The sequence below is a fragment of the Planktothrix sp. PCC 11201 genome, assembly GCF_900009135.1.
Classification (GTDB): Bacteria; Cyanobacteriota; Cyanobacteriia; order Cyanobacteriales; family Microcoleaceae; genus Planktothrix.
This window is the reverse complement of sequence record NZ_LT797688.1, coordinates 371,227-390,592: the sequence shown is the minus strand read 5'-3', so window position 1 is coordinate 390,592 and position 19,366 is coordinate 371,227. Positions and strand designations below refer to the sequence as shown.

20 protein-coding genes and 1 pseudogene are annotated in these 19,366 nt (G+C 41.0%); 14 read left to right on the top strand and 7 right to left on the bottom strand.

What is annotated here, in order from left to right:
- Positions 1-11: 11 nt before the first annotated feature.
- From lspA to bioB, 3 genes are all read right to left on the bottom strand, one after another.
- Positions 12-482 (bottom strand): signal peptidase II, encoded by a 471-nt coding sequence (gene lspA / locus PL11201_RS02585; protein ID WP_079677081.1) that lies wholly within the window; start codon positions 480-482, stop codon positions 12-14.
- 80 nt (positions 483-562) lie between these two features.
- A complete protein-coding gene (locus tag PL11201_RS02580) occupies positions 563-1,147 on the bottom strand; it encodes a biotin transporter BioY (protein ID WP_200816686.1) in 585 nt (194 codons plus the stop codon).
- Between the two features lie 19 nt (positions 1,148-1,166).
- Complete coding sequence (gene bioB, locus PL11201_RS02575) at positions 1,167-2,285, bottom strand: biotin synthase BioB (protein WP_079677079.1); 1,119 nt, start codon at positions 2,283-2,285, stop codon at positions 1,167-1,169.
- A gap of 157 nt (positions 2,286-2,442) precedes the next feature.
- On the opposite strand from bioB, the gene pstS reads away from it, so the two are divergent.
- The 4 genes from pstS (at position 2,443) to pstB (ending at position 6,788) form a co-directional block, all read left to right on the top strand.
- On the top strand, positions 2,443-3,636 hold the full coding sequence (gene pstS, locus PL11201_RS02570; RefSeq protein WP_079677078.1) for a phosphate ABC transporter substrate-binding protein PstS: 1,194 nt from the start codon (positions 2,443-2,445) through the stop codon (positions 3,634-3,636).
- 247 nt (positions 3,637-3,883) lie between these two features.
- Positions 3,884-4,840, top strand: a complete 957-nt coding sequence (gene pstC, locus PL11201_RS02565; protein ID WP_079677077.1) for a phosphate ABC transporter permease subunit PstC — start codon at positions 3,884-3,886, stop codon at positions 4,838-4,840.
- Positions 4,841-4,909: 69 nt separating this feature from the next.
- On the top strand, positions 4,910-5,809 hold the full coding sequence (gene pstA, locus PL11201_RS02560; protein ID WP_079677076.1) for a phosphate ABC transporter permease PstA: 900 nt from the start codon (positions 4,910-4,912) through the stop codon (positions 5,807-5,809).
- Between the two features lie 160 nt (positions 5,810-5,969).
- On the top strand, positions 5,970-6,788 hold the full coding sequence (pstB, locus tag PL11201_RS02555) for a phosphate ABC transporter ATP-binding protein PstB (protein WP_079677075.1): 819 nt from the start codon (positions 5,970-5,972) through the stop codon (positions 6,786-6,788).
- Positions 6,789-7,043: 255 nt separating this feature from the next.
- On the opposite strand, the gene PL11201_RS02550 is transcribed toward pstB, so the two are convergent.
- The gene (locus PL11201_RS02550) at positions 7,044-7,211 is read right to left on the bottom strand and encodes an NblA/ycf18 family protein (RefSeq protein ID WP_079677074.1); all 168 of its coding nucleotides are present in this window, start codon (positions 7,209-7,211) and stop codon (positions 7,044-7,046) included.
- A gap of 223 nt (positions 7,212-7,434) precedes the next feature.
- On the opposite strand from PL11201_RS02550, the gene PL11201_RS02545 reads away from it, so the two are divergent.
- The 4 genes from PL11201_RS02545 (at position 7,435) to PL11201_RS02530 (ending at position 10,514) form a co-directional block, all read left to right on the top strand.
- Positions 7,435-8,022 carry a phycobiliprotein lyase gene (locus PL11201_RS02545; protein WP_079677073.1) on the top strand — a complete coding sequence of 196 codons (588 nt, stop codon included), beginning with the start codon at positions 7,435-7,437 and terminating at the stop codon, positions 8,020-8,022.
- A 99-nt stretch (positions 8,023-8,121) separates the two neighbouring features.
- Positions 8,122-8,628, top strand: a complete 507-nt coding sequence (locus tag PL11201_RS02540; protein WP_079677072.1) for a cupin domain-containing protein — start codon at positions 8,122-8,124, stop codon at positions 8,626-8,628.
- Between the two features lie 35 nt (positions 8,629-8,663).
- A complete protein-coding gene (locus tag PL11201_RS02535; protein WP_079677071.1) occupies positions 8,664-9,341 on the top strand; it encodes a MarC family protein in 678 nt (225 codons plus the stop codon).
- Positions 9,342-9,470: 129 nt separating this feature from the next.
- Entirely contained in the window at positions 9,471-10,514 is a 1,044-nt protein-coding gene (locus PL11201_RS02530) for a DMT family transporter (protein WP_079677070.1), read from the top strand.
- Positions 10,515-10,695: 181 nt separating this feature from the next.
- Here the strand turns inward: PL11201_RS02530 and argS are convergent, their stop codons facing one another.
- Positions 10,696-12,453, bottom strand: coding sequence for an arginine--tRNA ligase (gene argS, locus PL11201_RS02525; RefSeq protein WP_079677069.1), 1,758 nt, complete (start codon positions 12,451-12,453; stop codon positions 10,696-10,698).
- A 254-nt stretch (positions 12,454-12,707) separates the two neighbouring features.
- On the opposite strand from argS, the gene PL11201_RS02520 reads away from it, so the two are divergent.
- The 5 genes from PL11201_RS02520 to ssuE all read left to right on the top strand — a co-directional run bounded on the left by PL11201_RS02520 (position 12,708) and on the right by ssuE (position 17,194).
- Positions 12,708-13,781, top strand: coding sequence for a sulfonate ABC transporter substrate-binding protein (locus tag PL11201_RS02520; RefSeq protein ID WP_200816685.1), 1,074 nt, complete (start codon positions 12,708-12,710; stop codon positions 13,779-13,781).
- 85 nt (positions 13,782-13,866) lie between these two features.
- The gene (gene ssuD, locus PL11201_RS02515) at positions 13,867-15,024 is read left to right on the top strand and encodes an FMNH2-dependent alkanesulfonate monooxygenase (RefSeq protein WP_079677067.1); all 1,158 of its coding nucleotides are present in this window, start codon (positions 13,867-13,869) and stop codon (positions 15,022-15,024) included.
- A gap of 3 nt (positions 15,025-15,027) precedes the next feature.
- Positions 15,028-15,807: an aliphatic sulfonate ABC transporter permease SsuC gene (gene ssuC / locus PL11201_RS02510; protein ID WP_079677066.1), complete on the top strand. Its 780-nt coding sequence runs from the start codon at positions 15,028-15,030 to the stop codon at positions 15,805-15,807.
- A 22-nt stretch (positions 15,808-15,829) separates the two neighbouring features.
- Positions 15,830-16,615, top strand: a complete 786-nt coding sequence (locus tag PL11201_RS02505) for an ATP-binding cassette domain-containing protein (RefSeq protein WP_079677065.1) — start codon at positions 15,830-15,832, stop codon at positions 16,613-16,615.
- Positions 16,616-16,660: 45 nt separating this feature from the next.
- Positions 16,661-17,194: an NADPH-dependent FMN reductase gene (ssuE, locus tag PL11201_RS02500; protein ID WP_079677064.1), complete on the top strand. Its 534-nt coding sequence runs from the start codon at positions 16,661-16,663 to the stop codon at positions 17,192-17,194.
- 197 nt (positions 17,195-17,391) lie between these two features.
- Here ssuE and PL11201_RS02495 read toward each other — a convergent pair.
- Together PL11201_RS02495 and PL11201_RS02490 are read right to left on the bottom strand one after the other, a co-directional pair.
- A pseudogene (locus tag PL11201_RS02495) lies at positions 17,392-17,970 on the bottom strand (FAD-binding protein); the annotation flags it as partial.
- Between the two features lie 213 nt (positions 17,971-18,183).
- Positions 18,184-18,474: a hypothetical protein gene (locus PL11201_RS02490; protein ID WP_079677063.1), complete on the bottom strand. Its 291-nt coding sequence runs from the start codon at positions 18,472-18,474 to the stop codon at positions 18,184-18,186.
- Positions 18,475-18,823: 349 nt separating this feature from the next.
- On the opposite strand from PL11201_RS02490, the gene PL11201_RS02485 reads away from it, so the two are divergent.
- On the top strand, positions 18,824-19,366 hold the full coding sequence (locus PL11201_RS02485) for a pentapeptide repeat-containing protein (RefSeq protein WP_079677062.1): 543 nt from the start codon (positions 18,824-18,826) through the stop codon (positions 19,364-19,366).

Here is a 19,366-nt window from a genome sequence, read left to right as displayed (position 1 = left end):
ACCGTTTCGTTTCAGGACTCAGGTTTTAATTGGGTAAACATGGCAATAATTAAACACCAGATTCCAATGTTAATCGAAATATCTGCCAAATTGAATACGGGAAAATTAATTAGTCGAAAATCTAGGAAATCAACGACGTGACCGGAAATAAACCGATCAATTCCATTCCCTAATGCACCCCCCAATATTAAACCATATCCCACTTGTTCCCAACGGTGGAGACGAGGGCCAAACCAAGCCATTGCCATTAATCCTAGACTGACCAATAATGATAGCCAACGCAACCACAAGATACCCCCATTACTAAATAAACTAAAGGCTGCTCCTGTATTTGTAACATAGGTTAGATGGAACACATCACGCCACAGAGGTAAAGTTTCTCCTAGTTCAAAATTTTGTACCACCCACAATTTAGTCAGGTGATCCGCAATTAAACTCACCAGAGCAACTATCCAAAAATCAGAATTTTTCTTAAATCGCATAAATCAGGGAATAGGGAATAGGGAATGGGGAATGGGGCGGGGTTATCATGACCCTACCAATCAACGGTCAACAAACTACTTTAATAAAATAGTAATCCCCTTAAAAGATAAGATAAAACAGCTACCGCACAACTGACAGCTAATTGTCCCGGGAAAGGTTGGAGGGAATATTTTTCAAACGCATCTCCAAGAATAATTCCTTGGGTAGCAACGCCATTAAAAACGTGACTTAAACTTAAATAAATTAACCCTACACTGTGAACGGTAAGTAATCCACATAAACAACTAAAGGCTAATAATTCTAATTTAGGTAAGGCTTTAAAAGCTAAAAATCCACAGACCCATCCCCCGGGAATAAACCCTAATAAATAGCCAAAAGTGGGTTGTCTTACATAATCCAGTCCCCCCCCTTCTGAAAAAACTGGTAATATAGTTAATCCCAAAGCTAGATAAGCAATTTGGGACATGGCGGCGGCATTTTTCCCCCCTAAACAACCCACTAACAAAACCGCCCCAATTTGATAGGTGACACCCAAAGAGTGAACTTCAACATTTTCTTGTTGCCAAAGCCAAGAAGGATCGGTGACAAAGGCTTCTAAAAAAGTGCCACCAATCGTTAATAAAACACCAATAATTGCCCAAAAAAACTCGGAGGTCGCTGTCACAATAGAGAAATATTAACCATTAGGAAAAATGAGGGGCTTGAGCTTCACCCCCTTCGAGTCCCAAGGATTTTAACATCGCCTGATCCTGTTCGGGAGGTTGACCCAAAGTAGTTAAATAATTACCAATTAACATGGCATTAATTCCCGATCTTAACCCCTTTCCTTGCAGTTCTCCCATGATTGCTTCCCGTCCTCCAGCATAACGGAGAATTTGAGTCGGAAGAATTAAACGAAAAATGGCGATCGCTTTTAATGCTTCATAAGGATCGAGTTTAGATTGTTCTGATAAAGGCGTTCCCGATCGCGGGTTTAATAAATTAATTGGGACGGACTCCACCTCTAATTCAGCTAAGGAGAAAGCCAAATCTATCCGATCTTCCCAGGTTTCTCCCATGCCAATAATCCCCCCTGTACAGGCTTGAATTCCCGCCGCTTTCAGGTTTTTAACAGTTTGTACCCGATCTTCCCAGGTATGGGTGGTTACCACTTGCGGATAAAAGGCTTTTGAGGCTTCTAAATTATGGTTATAGCGAGTAACTCCCGCATCGGCTAAAGCCTGAGCTTGTTCTAAGGTTAATTCCCCTAAAGCACAACAGGGTTTAACTTTTGTTTCTTGAATAATTCGTTTAACCGTGGCTAAAACCTGTTCAAATTCCGAGGATTTCGGGCTATTATATTTAATCCCTCGTCCCTGAGAAACTAAACAAAATCTAGCGGCTCCGGCAGTTTCTGCGGCTTTAGCATGGTCTAAAATTTCATCACTAGACTTTAATCCATAAATCGGAGATGCTTCCCCCGGATGATGAACAGATTGAGAACAAAAACCACAGTTTTCTGAACAATTACCCGATTTAATGTTAACAATACTACAGAGATCAACGGTATTACCACAGCAGGCTTGACGAACTTGATCGGCGGCTTGACAGAGTAATAAAATTTTTTCTTGGTCTTCAATCTGGCCTAGAGCTAAGGCTGCTTCTCGACTAATGCGATCGCCAGATATAATCCTTTCAACTAATTTATTCAGCCAGACTTGTAGGTCTTCTTGGGTTTCCCAATCTTCAGGAACTTCCAATGGGGAATTGCTAACCGAAGACAAACTATTAAGGGCGGGTCGTACTGGAACTACATTGATCATGTCGGAATTTTCAATTATCCAAACTGAGTTATTTTATCACCAAAGCACACATAAGACTGTTTCGTACTTTCTGCAACCGTTAACCTTCCCTTAACCTTAACTTGTTACAGAGACGGTATTCTCTACGGTATCGACCCTAACAAAATATTGATTTTTTATGCTGTTTCGTCTGAATGCGATTAATCCTTCTAGTCGGTTTGTAGCTAGATTTTCAGCCTTAGCTCTGAGTTTGAGTTTAGCCGCTTGTGGCGGGAGTAATACCACAACTACTACGGCTCCCACTCCGGCGACCGGGACTGAGGGGACATCTACAGCAACTAATAACACAACGGGCGCTACCACAACCCCGAATACAGCAGCAGCCCAATTAATTAGTTTGGAACAACCCGTAGCATTAATCGGTGCGGGGGCTTCATTCCCGGCTCCCTTATATCAACGCTGGGCCAGTGATATTAGTAGCAGCACCAAAAATCTACAAATTGATTATCAATCCGTCGGTAGTGGTGCTGGGGTAGAACGTTTTGTACAAGGGTTAGTTCAATTTGGTGCCAGCGATGTCGCCATGACCGATGAAGAAATTGCTAAAGTTCCCAACGGCGTTTTACTATTACCCATGACCGCCGGAAGTATTGTTTTAGCCTATAACATCCCCGATGTAGCAGAAGTCAAATTATCTCAACAAAACCTAATTGATATCTTTTTAGGTAAAATTACTAATTGGAATGATCCAGCCCTAGCCACAGATAATCCGGGTGTCACCTTCCCTGACTTACCCATTCAGGTCATCTATCGTTCCGATGGTAGCGGAACCACGGGAGTTTTCACTAAAAATTTAAGTGCGATGAGTGAGGACTGGAAAAATAGTGTGGGCGAGGGTAAAACCGTTCAGTGGCCCGTAGGTATTGGTGGTAAGGGCAATGAGGGGGTTACGGCCCAAATCGGTCAAACTCCTGGTGGGATTGGTTATGTTGAATATGGTTTTGCCAAAAATGCTAACTTAAAAACAGCCTCTTTGCAAAATAAAGCGGGCAGTTTTGTCAAAGCTACCGATGAATCGGCGGCAAAAACCCTTGAATCCGTAGAATTACCCGAAAATTTACGCGCTTTTATTACTAATCCTGAAGGTGCCCAATCCTATCCGATTGTCACCTACTCTTGGATTATGGCTTATCAAAAGTACGATAAACCAGAAATCGCTAAGTCTGTTGAAGCCATGATTCAATATGGACTAACTGAAGGCCAAAAAACCAGTGCCCAACTAGGTTATATTCCCTTACCTGCGGCGGTTGTAAAAAAAGTGGCAGCAAAAGCGGATCAAATCAGCCCAGACTTTACAATTAAAGTGGAGTAACGGGGTCATCCCTTTAGCTGAACTTGCAACTTGTAAGTTGCGAGAGAACCTGTAGGGAACTCAACTAAAAAACCAAAGGAAAAGACAGCATTTGAGAGATTTTAACCGGTTGCGGTTAAACTTTAAATTGCTTCTTTTCCCCCAAAATAAAGATGCTAATTTTCATCTTTTACAATGGTAATCAAGGTTAAAATTAAGTAACCTTAAATTTCAATTATTGTGATTAATCGTGTATAATCTTTGATATATGGCTATACCCCGTCAAAATGTACAAGGAATTCCCCAATCTCGTTCCCCAATAGAAAAAAAACTTGATCAAGGGTTTATTTGGCTAACACAAATTTTTGCCTGGGGGGTTATTGTTGTCTTATTATTACTGGGTTTTCCCATTGCTCAACAAGCAATTCCCGCTATTCAACAGTTTGGGTTAGGGTTTTTATTTGGTAGTGATTGGAACCCTGTGACGAATCAATATGGCGTCTTTCCCATGATTTCGGGGACGTTAATGAGTTCGTTAATCGCCCTATTATTGGCAGTGCCTTTGGGTGTGGGAACGGCAATTTTCTTGAGTGAAGATTTTATTCCCCCTTCGATTCGCACCGCTTTAACCTTTCTGGTCGAATTATTAGCCGCAATTCCCAGTGTGGTTTATGGTCTTTGGGGAATTTTTGTTTTAATTCCTTTTTTAAGACCCTTTGGGATGTTCATGTATAAAAATTTCGGCTGGATTCCTTTATTTAGTACCCCCCCGGCTGGGCCAGGATTGTTTCCAGCCGGGGTGGTTTTAGCCGTGATGACTCTGCCGATTATCACAGCAATTTCCAGGGATTCCCTAGCCAGTTTACCGCCTGATTTACGTCAAGCTTCTTTGGGTTTGGGAGCAACCCGTTGGGTGACTATCTTTCGGGTTTTAATTCCTGCGGCTTTTTCTGGGATTGTCGGAGGAGTGATGTTGGGATTAGGACGGGCCATGGGAGAAACCATGGCAGCTACAATGATTATTGGTAACTCGAATAATCTGAAAACTTCCATATTTGCTCCGGCGAATACGATTGCCTCTTTGATGGCAAATCAATTCCCAGAAGCTTCGGGTTTACAGGTTTCAGCTTTAATGTATGCAGGATTAGTTTTGTTCGCCCTCACCTTATTGGTGAATATTGCGGCGGAGTGGATTGTTAATCAAGTTAAAGCGAAATATCAATAATCTGAATCAGGAGTAATTAATCCGGTTTTAAAAATCTGATAATCTTGAAAAATTTAGTATTTTTTCTGTATGTCAAATCCGACAAAAGATCCAAATTATTCTGAAGTTAATGACTTTAGTTTAATTCGCAACAATAAAAGTTCCAGGCATATTTTTGAATTGTTAATGACCGGGATTGCATCCGCTTGTATTGTGATTACCTTGATCCCGTTGGTGGCGGTTTTGTATTATATTTTCCTCAAGGGGTCTGCCCGTTTAAATTTAGATTTATTCACCAAACTTCCCCCGGCTGCGGGACAAATCTCTGGAGGCATTGCCAGTGCGATTCTAGGCACGATTCAAGTGGTTTCGACTGCGACTTTAATTGCGGTTCCCTTTGGGATTTTGGCGGCTATTTTCCTCTCTGAATTTGGAGGAAATGGTCAAGTTGTGCGTTGGATTCGATTTACCACTAATGTTTTAAGTGGTGTTCCTTCTATTATTGCGGGGGTGTTTGCTTACAGTTTTATTGTCTTGAAAATGGGTTCGTTTTCAGTTCTGGCGGGGGCAATTGCCCTCTCGGTTTTGATGTTACCGACGATTATCCGTACTACCGATGAAGCGTTACAAATTGTTCCCCAGGAGATTCGCTGGGCTTCGGTGGGGGTGGGCGCTTCTAATTATCAAACGGTTTTGCAAGTGGTACTTCCAGCCTGCTTACCTGCAATTTTAACCGGAGTTACCTTAGCCGTCGCCCGAGCCGCTGGAGAAACGGCACCGCTATTATTTACGGTTGTTTATACCAATAATTGGCCCGGAGGTCTTTTTTCTCAAACTCTCCCATCCCTGGCCTATTTGGTTTTTGAATTTGCTAGAGGATTTGATCAAGTTTTACAGGAATTTGCCTGGGCTGCGTCCTTAGTAATTGTGGTTTTAGTTTTATTAACTAGCATAATTGCTCGTTTGGCGACTCGGCAAAAACAGTTTTAAGTCTGAGCTTTTAACCGGTGAATTCTTGTCTATGGGTTAGTTGGTTCTGTCTGACTTTTAGCTGTATCTAACGGTCATCATAATTTAGTATTAACTAAATAAAATACTCTATTTTGATGTTGATTTTTTTGATATTGTATACTTTCAGGAGTTAATTTTTATGTCTGGTGTTTATGACTGTCACTCTACGCAGATGGAAACGGTAATCCAAACGGAAAATATTGATATCTATTACGGTGATTTTAAGGCAGTTCGGGGGGTTTGTTTGGAAATTCCCAAAAATAGAGTTACGGCTTTTATTGGGCCTTCTGGTTGCGGTAAAAGTACAATTCTGCGCTGTTTTAATCGTTTAAATGATTTAGTTCAAGGATTCAAACTCAAGGGGAATATTTTCTATCATAATCAAAATTTGTATGCACCTAATGTTGATCCCGTAGAAGTTCGTCGCCGCATCGGGATGGTCTTTCAAAAACCTAACCCTTTCCCTAAGTCGATTTATGATAACATTGCCTACGGGGTACGGGTAAATAAATTAGCTAAAAATAAAGCCGAATTAGATGAAATTGTCGAGAAATCCCTGCGTCAAGCGGTATTATGGGATGAGGTTAAAGATAAACTGGGTCAAAGCGGTTTTGCCCTGTCTGGAGGTCAACAACAACGGCTTTGTATTGCCCGGGCGATCGCAATTAATCCCGATGTTGTGTTAATGGATGAACCCTGTGCTTCCCTTGACCCGATTTCGACTTTATCGGTCGAAGAATTACTCCACGAACTCAAACAAAAGTACACCATTATTATTGTCACCCACAATATGCAACAAGCAACACGGGTTGCAGATATGACGGCATTTTTTAATGCTAAAGCAATTGAAGGGGGTAAACGTTTTGGCTATTTGGTGGAGTATGATGATACCCAAAGTATTTTTCAAAACCCTAAAGAAGAATCCACTCAACAATATGTTAGTGGTCGATTTGGTTAATCAGTTATCAGTTATCAGTCATCAGTCAACAGTTGAGAGTTAACAGTTTATAGTCGTCAGTTGAGAGTCATCAGTTGGGAGTTTATAGTTTATGGCTATTGATTCATAGTGGTTGGCTAAGAAATCAAAACTCCCCACTAATCACTAAGCTGCTCACGCATCTAAATAGATCATCGGGAAATAATGACTATTAACTGTTAACTATTAATTCTCAACTCTCAACTGTTAACTGATAATTGATAACTGATGACTGATTTATGGGTTTTTAATCCATTGACGCAGGAGATTATCTTTAACCATACTTTGGCGTAATAGTTCGAGTAGGTAGTCTTGGGCTTCTTCTAAATTTAAGTTTTTGACTTGTTCGCGTAGAATTTGTAATTTGAATTGTTGTTCAAGACTGAGGTTTGCAGACGTTTCCATGTTCACTCCTCCTACTGAGTTGTACAAATCACGATGGATTCGGACTGACTAAGTTTATCTATATCACACTGAATGTAAATTATCGTAACAAGTCCTTGACAATCTGTCCATAATGCACATTTTGAAACTAATCTCTGTTACAGAAATTCAAAATGGACTCAGAATCGACTTATGATAGAGGTCAAACCCATAAATCATAGTCAGTCAAGGAATTTTAAGCGTGATGGATGCAATAGAATTTTTTCGGAAAAGTGCTGGAACATGGCGATCGCAACGAACAACCCACCATTTAGCCTTTAGACAAGCTGAGAAAGGATTTTCAGATATTCAAGTCACCAGCTTAGATGCGGATGATCCCAGAGTGATCGAAATTTGTCAGATGCACAATGTTGACCCCAGTTTATCCGCCGGGGGAGCCTATGTCACCTGGGCGGGGGAAATGGCCTGGGATAAGGACGATGAAAACCATAAGGGAGAAACGGTATTTGCCATTGTTCCTGACCCGGAAAATCCCCGTAAAGGTCAAATGTTGCGAGAACGGGGTTATGCAGAAATTATGCCCGTGGCGGGTCAATTTGAGATGGATGAGGACGATGCTTTAATTTTAATTACTGAATATGAAACCATGAGTGCGATTGAGCGTTTCTGGTTTATGGGTTCGGATGTTCGGATGCGAACTAGTGCAGTTAAGCGGTTTGGTGGGTTCAATACCTCCACCTTTTGTACGGAAATTCGGGTTAATCCCGATGCGGAAACCGTATTGGAATCTCCCTCGGAGGAAAGTCAATTCTATTCAGCTTTCGGTTGGTAATTTCTGTGTTGGGTGGGTGCAAACTGCTAACTCACCTAATCGTTATTTATCCTTGGTGCGTGGGTTGGGACTTACGCACCCTAAAATTTAATTAAATTTATGATTAGTGTAGAAGAATTAATTGAAAAATATCAGCTTATTCCTCACCCAGAAGGAGGATATTTTCGAGAAACCTATCGTTCTCAGGGTGTAATTTCCCAGCAGGTTTTATCCGAAAAATTTAAGGGCGATCGCAACTATTGTACAGGAATTTATTTTTTATTACCCCAGGGAACAAAATCCTGTTTACATCGAATTCAATCCGATGAAATGTGGCATTTTTATTTAGGGGGTTCCATGACTCTGATCTTAATCCACGAAGACTATGGAGTACAAAATATTATTCTGGGGTCTAATATTTTAGCGGGAGAACAAGTACAGTTTGTGGTTCCGGCGGGATGGTGGTTTGGGGGTTATCCTAATACGGAAAGTCCCTATAGTTTTGTCGGTTGTACTGTTGCACCCGGGTTTGACTTTGCCGACTTTGAATTAGCAAATCGGACTCACCTACTGTCGAGATTTCCAGAGTCAGAAGATCTAATTTTAAAACTAACTTCTGAGCTTTAATATCCCAGAAAAAATGCCGGATTCCAGCCGAATAAATGACAAATATGATAGCAGATTTCTTGACTTTTGTTTTAGCCAGTTTTGCCTCCTTGTTTCCCATTGTTGATCCCTTGGGGGCTGTGCCAATATTTTTAATATTAGCATCGGGCTATTCTATAGAATTAAAACAAAAATGTGCGCTTAAAACTACTCTTAGTTTTGTGGCGGTTTTAGTATTTTTTCTATTAATTGGGGAAAGTATTATGGGATTTTTTGGGTTAGGGATGTCCGGGGTAAAAGTTGCAGGCGGAATTATAATTTTTGAGGCTGGATGGGAAGCGTTAAAGGCTGAACCAAAATTAACTGCTACCGAAGAAGAAGCCTTAACTACTCAACTAGAAGAACATAAGGATATTTCCTTTATTCCCTTAACTGTTCCTTTATTAGCAGGGCCAGGGGCGATCACAGTCACATTAGGATTAGCAGCCCAAGCTAGAGAAGCATTTTCGACAGAAACTTTATTACATTTAGGCGCTATTATTGTTGCTATTATTATAATTGGAATTACAGTTTATGGCTGTTTAATCCTATCCAATCATTTACTCAATCTTTTGGGAGAAAATGGCATTATTGCCTTTACTCGTCTTTTGGGTTTATTTATTTTAGCTTTGGGAGTACAATTAATATTAAGTGGATTAGAAAACTGGGTAAAAACTTTATTTATTACCCATTGATCCGATTTGGTTTATAGGATGAAGCTAACCCGTCCAGGGAATTATGTAATAATTTATGTAGGAGAGCAAAAATCTTACTCAAAAATAGTCTATTTGTTCTAAAATAGTTTTAGAATCTAAATATCTATAATGACTCTTTCACAACCAAAAGTACAACATATCCAGGGTATTATTTTACTGGTAGCTGTTACCCTGCTTTGGGGAACAACATTTCCCTTAGTTAAAGAAACGATTGATAATTTATCCCCTGGTGTATTAATTGCCATTCGATCTGCTTTAGCAGCGATCGCTTTTTCCCTGCATTTACGGACTTTAAATTTTAAGTTAGTTCGAGATGGCTTTCTATTAGGAATTATATTATTTGCCTCTTTAGCAATTCAAGCGATCGCTTTAGAAACTCTCTCAGCAAACCGGGCCGCTTTTATTGCCAGTTTAAATGTAATTTTAGTCCCATTATTAGGCCAATTATTCGGTCAACGAGTGCGACGAGGAATGTTTTTAGCCGCCGGACTCGCCTTGGTTGGGGTGGGGGTGATGTCCTGGGAAGGCGGAATGCTAACTGCTGGGGACTTCTGGATGTTGTTAGATGTTCTACTCTATACCAGTTATATTCTGCTGTTGGAGGCTGTTACCTGCAACCACGCGCCCCTACCCCTAACCGCCATTCAGCTTGTAGTGATGACGGTGTTGGGGACTTTATGGGCCATACCCGACCTGATGGGACAGTGGGAGGGCATTTGCAGCAATTATTTACCCCTATTGTACCTGGCTTTGGTAACGGCCGTAACCACTTGGCTCCCGGCGATCGCTCAACATTGGGTTTCCGCCTCTGAAACCGCCGTTATCTATACCTTTGAACCTGTATTTGCCTCCCTATTTTCCTTTTGGTTACTGGGTGAAACTTTAGGAATACGGGGTTGGGTTGGGGGTGCGCTGATTTTAGGAGCCATGTTCATTAGTCAACAACAAACCAATTCTACGGGACTCAATGGTGAAATTAGCACTCAAGAAAACATCCTAATTACTGCTATTGAACCCTTGATTTTGAGTGATGAAATCTATTTAGATTTTTCTCTGCATAACCATGAAGTCAATATCGAGAAAAATAGTTTAGAAACAATACCTGTATTGGTGAATTCAATTTCCTATCCAGAGTCTGACAAAAATTACTGAAAATCCTAGAAAAACACCGAAAGTTTCAAATGATTTTGGGTTTCGGTGTTTTCGGTGTATTCAGGTTATATGAAATCCAATTATAGATGGATGCTACAGATTATCCCTCTAACCCCCCCTGTAGAGACGTTGCATGCAACGTCTCTACAGGGGGATGTAGCAAACATTTAAGCATTTCAGATTACATTCGTTCTAAGACAGAAATTCCTAATAGAGATAACCCTAATTTTAAGGTTTTTGCGGTTAAATCACATAATGCTAAACGGGAAGTTCGTTGAGGTTCTTCGGCTTTGACCACGGCACACTGTTCGTAAAATTGATTGAATTTTTGGCTTAATTCAAATAAATATTGACATAAACGGTTAGGGAGTAAATCTTGAGCAACTTCCTCTAAAATTCCCGGCAATTGCAACAAATGTTTCGCTAAAACTATTTCTTCCTCTGCTTCTAAAACCACTTGAATATCCGTTTCTAACTTTTGCCAATCAATATTGCCCTTACGACTAATACCTTGAATTCTGACATAGGCATAAAGCATATAGGGAGCCGTATTTCCTTGTAATGATAACATTTTATCAAAACTAAAAATATAATCACTGGTGCGATTTTGGCTTAAATCTGCGTATTTAACCGCACTCAAACCCACGACTTCCGCCACATGATCAATAAACTCTTGGTTTTCCGTGCGTCCTTCTGCTTTGATGCGGGTTTCTAAATCCTTTTTAGCATGACTGACCGCTTCATCTAATAACTCCCTTAAACGCACGGTTTCCCCAGAACGAGTTTTTAATTTTTTGCCATCTTCTCCTTTAACAATTCCAAAAGCAACATGAACTAATTCGACATTTTCTGGTATCCAACCTGCCCGTTTTGCAACTTGCCAAACCTGCATAAAATGATTGGTTTGTCCAGCGTCGGTAACGTAAATAATTCGAGTCGCTGTCTCAGTTTCAATCCGATGTCTTAACGCCGCTAAATCCGTTGTAGCATAATTATAACCACCATCGGATTTCTGTACAATTAAGGGTAAGGGTTCTCCTTCTTTGTTAGTAAACCCTTCTAAAAAGACACATTTTGCTCCTTGATTTTCAACTAATAATCCAATTTTGTCTAATTCTTCAAGAATTTGGGGTAAAAATTGATTATAAAAAGATTCTCCTCTTTCAGTTAATTTAATTCCTAAATCATCATAAATTAACTGAAATTCCCGCCGAGATTGTTCACATAATAATTGCCACGCCCGACGGCTATCTTCTGCCCCGGCTTGTAGCCGTACAACTTCTTGGCGCGAGGTTTCTTTGAAGGTTTCATCCTGATCAAATCTAACTTTAGCTTGACGATAAAACTCTACTAAATCCCCTAAATCTAAGGCATCTGCTGTAGTTAACGCATCGGGAGAAACTTCTCTTAAATAGGTAATTAACATTCCAAATTGAGTTCCCCAGTCCCCAACGTGGTTGAGACGTAAAACCTCATGTCCTTGAAATTCTAAAACCCTAGCAATACTATCTCCAATAATGGTAGACCGCAGATGTCCGACGTGCATTTCTTTGGCAATATTCGGACTAGAAAAATCTACAATCATTTTTTGGTTAGGGTTAACTTTAGGAATGTTTAACCGTTCATTCCCTAACATTTTTTGTAACTGTATTTGTAAATAGTCGGTTTTTAAGCGTAAATTAATAAAACCAGGGCCAGCAATTTCAGGAGTTTCACAAATTTCATCAATAATTAAATTGTCTATAATTTGAGTGGCGATCGCTCTGGGATTACTTTTTAAGGATTTAGTTAAAGACATTGCCAAATTACATTGATAATCACCAAATTTGGGATTAGTTGACGCCACCACCATCGGATCAATTGTGGCAAAATCTTCACCAAATGCCGCTACTAATGCTTGATTAAATTTAATCTTGAGAAGTTCTACTGTAGATGTCATGATTAACGCTTTCGGTTTTAGGCTTTATTTAAAGATGTGCTTTTGATTTGATTGTACCTTGAATTAAGTTCATTCAGGGAATATGCCAGCGTTGGGCCTGATTCTAAACCGATTCCAGTGGCCATCTGGGGTCGGGCAGTGGTGGCTAAATCAATCTGAAAATAAATTAATTTACAAATGTATTGAAATTCAATTGAAAGTATAATACACTTTCCCTATCAATTTATGATAAATTCTGTACAGAGGTAAGAATCTTGATCACTAAATGGTCTGCACGGTTAAACATCCCTTCTTGGCTGCAACTTCTCTCAAAAGCCGTGAAACGCCGTTCTATTCTACGTTTTATGGGTTTATTCGCTGGGAGTTTGTGCTTAAGTTTGGCTTTAGCTGCTTGCAGTAGCGGAAATTCTGCCAGTACCTCAACTCCAACCCCTGTAGCAGCTAACACGGCCACACCCTCCAGTGCAGTAGTTAGAATTGGCTATCAAAAATCCGCCACCCTCCTCAACACCTTAAAATCCCAAGGAGCTTTAGAAAAGCGTTTACAACCCCAAGGGATAACAGTTCAATGGTCGGAATTTTCGGCTGGCCCAGCAATTTTAGAAGGCTTAAATGTCGGACAAATTGACTTTGGTTATACCGGAGAAACCCCGCCAATTTTTGCTCAAGCAGCGAATGCTCCCTTAGTTTATGTTGGCTATGAACCATTAGGGCCTAAAGCCGAAGCCATTTTAATTCCCAAGGATTCACCTATTCAAAGTGTGGTGGATTTAAAAGGGAAAAAAGTTGCCTTAAATAAAGGTTCAAATGTGCATTATTTACTGGTAGCAGCCTTAGAAAATGCCGGGTTGCAATATACCGATATTACTCCGGTTTTTCTACCTCCAGCCGATGCTCGGGCAGCCTTTGAACAAGGAAGCGTTGATGCTTGGGTGATTTGGGATCCTTATGCAGCCGTTGCTGAAACTGCTATTGGGGCAAGAATTTTAACCGATGGTACAGGATTAGTGGAAAACCGAGGCTTTTTCTTGGCATCTCAACAGTTTGTTGATCAAAATCCCCAGGTTGTTACCGCCATATTAGAAGAACTGAAAACCACCAGCCAATGGGCACAAACTAACCCCCAAAAAGTAGCAGAGTTTCTATCTAAAGAAACCGGAATTGATATTGATTCCCTGTTATTAGCCGAAAAAAGACGCAATTATGGTGTTGATCCCTTAACTCCAGAAACAATTTCTGGTCAACAAAAAATTGCCGATACCTTTTACCGATTAAAACTCATTCCTAAAGAAATCAGTATTCAATCGGTGGTTAAAAATCTGTCCTAATCAGTTAACAGTTATCACTTATCAGTTAACAGGTCTTAATTCTTAATTACTGTTTCTCGAAATCGACAATTTTAGGAATAAAAAAATGCAAATTCTTTGGTTTTTTCCCACCCATGGAGACGGACGTTATTTAGGAACCAGCTATGGCGGACGGGCCGTTAATCTGGACTATTTACAACAAATTGCCCAAGCCGTTGATCACCTGGGCTACACCGGGGCGCTGATACCCACGGGACGCTCCTGTGAAGATGCTTGGATTGCGGCGTCGTCCCTAATTTCCGTCACCCAACGGATGAAATTCTTAGTCGCCCTGCGTCCCGGGATGACCACCCCTAGCACCGTAGCGAGAATGGCCGCTACTTTTGATCGCCTATCGGGAGGGCGGTTACTGGTGAATGTCGTCACCGGAGGCGATCCCGTGGAAATGGCGGGGGAAGGCCTGTATTTGTCCCATGATGATCGTTATGAGTTAACCGATGAATTTCTTCAGGTTTGGCGCGGGGTAATGGCGGGGAAAACCGTTGATTTTAAGGGGAAATATCTGGATATTCAGGGGGCAAAATTGCTATTTCCGCCCGTGCAAAACCCCCATCCGCCTTTGTGGTTTGGGGGTTCATCCCCGGCAGCCATGCAGGTCGCGGCCAAACAAATTGATGTGTATTTGACCTGGGGAGAACCCCCGGCCCAGGTAGCGGCAAAAATTGCCCAGATGCGTCAATTAGCAGAAGCCCAAGGTCGTACCCTCAAGTTTGGTATTCGTCTCCACGTCATTGTCCGCCGTACCTTAAATCAAGCCTGGGATGCGGCGAATGAATTAATTGAATATGTCGATGATCAGGCGATCGCAGATGCCCAAAAAGCCCTATCTCGCACCGACTCCGAGGGACAACGACGGATGAGCGAACTCCATGGGGGCTCAAAAACCGCCCTGGAAATTAGCCCGAATTTGTGGGCGGGTGTGGGGTTAGTCCGGGGCGGAGCGGGTACGGCTTTAGTCGGGGATGCCGATACCGTGGTTAAACGGATGTTGGAATATCAAGCATTGGGAATTGAAACCTTTATTTGCTCCGGTTATCCCCATCTAGAAGAAGCCTATCGGGTTGCAGAATTGTTATTTCCCCATCTGCCTTTGGATTATCAAGCGCCTTCTTTAGAGACTAATATGATGAGTCCTTTTGGGGAAATTATTGCTAATGATCGTCATCCTAGTTCACAAAAAATTCCCACTCCTACGGCTTCCTAAATTATGGCTACAAAAGGGTTAAAAAAATCTTTGAATCATCCGATTATTCCTTGGCTTGTACCCGTGGGATTCTTGTTGATTTGGCAATTTTTATCTCAAATAGGTTGGTTATCAAATCGGGTTTTACCTGCCCCGACAGATGTGCTACAAGCCGCGATTAAATTAACCTTAAGTGGTGAACTATTCAAACATATTTTGATTAGTACCCAACGGGCGATCGCTGGCTTTATTGTTGGTGGGATTATTGGGGTCGGTTTGGGCCTGCTGAATGGTATTTCCCTCCGGGCTGAAAAAGTTCTCGATACTTCTTTACAAATGATCAGGAATATTCCCCACCTAGCCTTAATTCCTTTAGTGATTCTTTGGTTTGGTATTGGGGAAGAAGCTAAACTTTTTTTGGTTTCTTTTGGGGTGTTTTTTCCCCTTTATATTAATACTTTTTACGGGATTAAAACCGTAGATGCGGGATTAATTGAAATGGGAAAAGTCTATGGATTAAGCTCTTGGGGTTTATTTTGGCAAGTAATTCTACCCGGGGCTTTACCTTCAATTTTAGTTGGGGTGCGCTATGGATTAGGAATTATGTGGTTAACCTTAATTGTGGCTGAAACCATTGCCGCTAATTCTGGCATTGGTTATATGGCGATGAATGCCCGGGAATTTATGCGTACCGATGTTGTGGTTTTAAGTATTTTAATGTACGCCTTACTCGGAAAATTAGCCGATGCGATCGCCTGTGGATTAGAAGCCAAATTATTGCAATGGCATCCGAGTTATCAATAGAAATACGAGGAGAATATACATTATGAACACAGAAATTAGAGGGGCAGATCTGAAACTTTTAGGATTAAGTAAATCCTTTGGTCAAACCTCTGTTTTATCCCATTTAGACTTAGATATTAAACCCGGAGAATTTGTTGCCATTGTCGGGCGTAGTGGCTGCGGAAAAAGTACCTTATTACGATTAATTTCGGGGTTAGATCGTCCCACTTCTGGGGGGGTATTGGTCGATGGAGAACCCCTACATCAACTAAATCCCTCCGCCAGAGTCATGTTCCAAGATTCCCGTCTATTACTGTGGCGGCGGGTATTGGAAAATGTCGGTTTAGGACTGCGGGGGGACTGGAAGCCTAAAGCCTTAGAGATGCTGGCACAGGTGGGGTTAGGGGATCGATCCCAGGACTGGATCGCGGTGTTATCGGGGGGACAACGGCAACGGGTGGCGTTAGCCAGGGCGTTGGTCAGTCAGCCCCGTTTACTGCTTCTCGATGAACCTTTGGGGGCGTTAGATGCTTTAACTCGAATTGAAATGCAATCTTTGATTGAACAATTGTGGTTAGAAAAGCAGTTTACGACTTTATTAATTACCCATGATGTGGAAGAATCTGTGGTTTTAGCGGATCGAGTTTTGTTATTAGAAGCAGGACAAGTCACGATGGATGTAGATATTCCCCTTTCTCGTCCTCGCCATCGCGGTGATCCTACTTTTGGAAGATTAGTTGAACAAATTTTAGCACAGGTTTTAAAGAGTCATTCTTCTGTTAAAAATCAATTCCAATTGGCAGAGTCAGGTTCACAAAGATATCGCTAAACTGAATTAATTTACTTTTTTAATTCACAAATAGGAGTTTTTCAAATGACAAAAATTGTGGCGATTGTAGGTAGTCCTTCCCATCCCTCTCGGACTTATGGAATTGTCGAATATGCCTTGAATTTATTGGCTGAAAATGGATTTGAAATCGATATAATTTCGGTTCGGGATCTGCCTTCGGAAGATTTAATCTTTGGACGCTATAATAGTCCCGCTTTAGAACCTGCAAAAGCATTAATTCAAGCCGCATCGGGGTTAATTATTGCTACACCAGTTTATAAAGCAGCCTATACTGGGGTATTAAAATCTTTTTTAGATTTATTACCGCCTAAGTTTCTATCGGGTAAAGTGATTTTACCGATCGCAACTGGGGGAACAATTGCCCATTTATTAAGTATTGATTATACCCTAAAACCGGTTTTATCAGAATTAGGCGCGGAATATTTATTAAATGGGGTTTATGTAGTTGATAAACAAATTCAACGTCAAGAGGATAACAGCTTTTTATTCGATGAAGAAATTCAACAACGTTTACAAAAATCAATTCAAGATTTAGAACAAGCCATAAAGATTATTTAACACATTTTTCTATTTCTTTTGATAATTCCACTGTTGATGTGTCGCAACATGGGAACTACAATTTATTTTATGGCAGTAGCCATAAGCTTTAGGGCAAATTGACATGGATTTGGTACCCGATCCCCTGCCAATTTGCCCTCACGAAAGTATGACCTCGCGAAAGCGGGGGTGGGGTACCGAATGACACCTATAAATCTTGTCCCAACCACCAGACGCGGTTGNCGCACAACGGTTAACTGTCCGTCATTAATGCGGAACATGACCACACCCTTCGCCTGTCCATCTTCTAAGATCAGACGCAGGACGTACCATTCATCATAAATCTGCACACCATAGCGTCGCAGGTTGTTCACCAGTTCGTGTAAAATCGCATGACCAGTTTTATCGGCGGCGTAACAGGTGCGATTATGGGAATGGCCGCCGAAGGCGCGTTGAGCGATGCGACCATCGGGAAGACGGGAAAATAAGACGCCTAAATGTTCTAAATCAATAATGACATCCGGGGCTTCTTTGGCTAAAATTTCGACGGCATCTTGGTCAGCTAAATAGTCTGAACCCTTGACCGTATCAAAGGCGTGGGCTTCCCAACTATCACTTTCATCAATATTTTTTAAAGTAGCCGCAATACCCCCTTGGGCGGCCACGGAATGGGAGCGGATGGGGTGAGTTTTGGCAACAATGGCTATATTTAAGCTGGGGTTAGTCCGGGCAATTTCTACCGCCGCCCGACATCCTGCCAACCCGCCCCCAACAATAATCACATCATGTTCTAGCATCTTAATCAGTTATCAGTCATCAGTTAAGGAGTTATCAGTTAAGGAGTTATCAGTTAAGGAGTTATCAGCATAAGAGTTATCAGCATAAGAGTTAATCAATTAACTGTAAACTTCTTAACTATTAACTGATAACTGGTACGGGCGGGTTCTTTTAGATTTTTGTTAATCACCTAAATTTTGATGAACCCGCCCCTACACTGATAACTGATTTGTTTAGGAAGCCGGAAATTCAGCACGACTGGGTTCGTCTTCAATCAAGGGATCTACGGATAAAATTTCAATATGGTTAAATAAAGTGGTGACGAATGCAAAGAGCAGGAAAGGTAAAGACAGCACAACAATTAGGCCAACCGTCGCTAAAGCATAAATTTGACGGGTTGTACTCCACAGGGCTAGGGAAGTTGCTAAGGCGATAAAGATGACAATTAACCAAACGATGATTTGGCTATAGATATCGCCATAGGTTAGTGTGCATCGAATACGATACTTTTTCAGATCTTGCATTGGTTCTCTCTCGATAATATTACTTTAAACTTCCAGGTTAAAGGATTGATTCAATTTTGGAAAATTTCTCAACATTTTAATCACAGTTGTAATTTAACTTTACATTCTGTCAAACATTCGGCATCGAAAATACTCAATTCTTTATTCTTTCAGGGATTCTTAACATCTAACTTTAATTCTTATTGCTTAAGAGATATGAAATCACTCTACTTTCTTTGCTTTTTGACTTAGCAGAGCAAATTAAAATTTGTTATGGTAAACTCGATGAAGTATAAATCACAAGATTTAGAGAGCCTAGATTGGCAATTCATCAGACAAAATGAAATGAATGGGATTTAGGCTGAATATTATGGATGGGTTGGAATTATTGCAGCGAAAGGCAAAAGGAGAATGGAGTTTTAAAGGGGTGGATTTAAGAGGGGCAGATTTGCAAACTTGTGATCTAAGTAAGTTAGTCTTTATCGGGGCGGACTTGAGTGGGTCAAATCTCAGTTACGCAAATTTAAGTCGAGCTTCGTTGCGCGGGGCCAACTTAATGGGGGCGAATTTGAGTTATGCCATTTTGAAACAAACCAGTTTATATAGCACCCAAATGATGGGGGCAAATCTTTCCCATATTAATCTCAATGGAGCGAATTTAACTCAAGCTAATTTAAGTTATACTAATCTTTATCAAGCAGATTTAAGCGATGCAACTTTATATGAATGTAATTTAGAAAATGCCTGGTTAGTGGGGGCAGATTTACGCGATACCGATTTACACAAAGCCAATTTTAAAGCCGCTAATTTAACCGATGCTAACCTAACCGATGCCATCGGGTTTAATCATGAAGATGCCATGATTTACAATACGATTATGCCCAATGGTCAAGTCCTATTATCAATGTTTTGA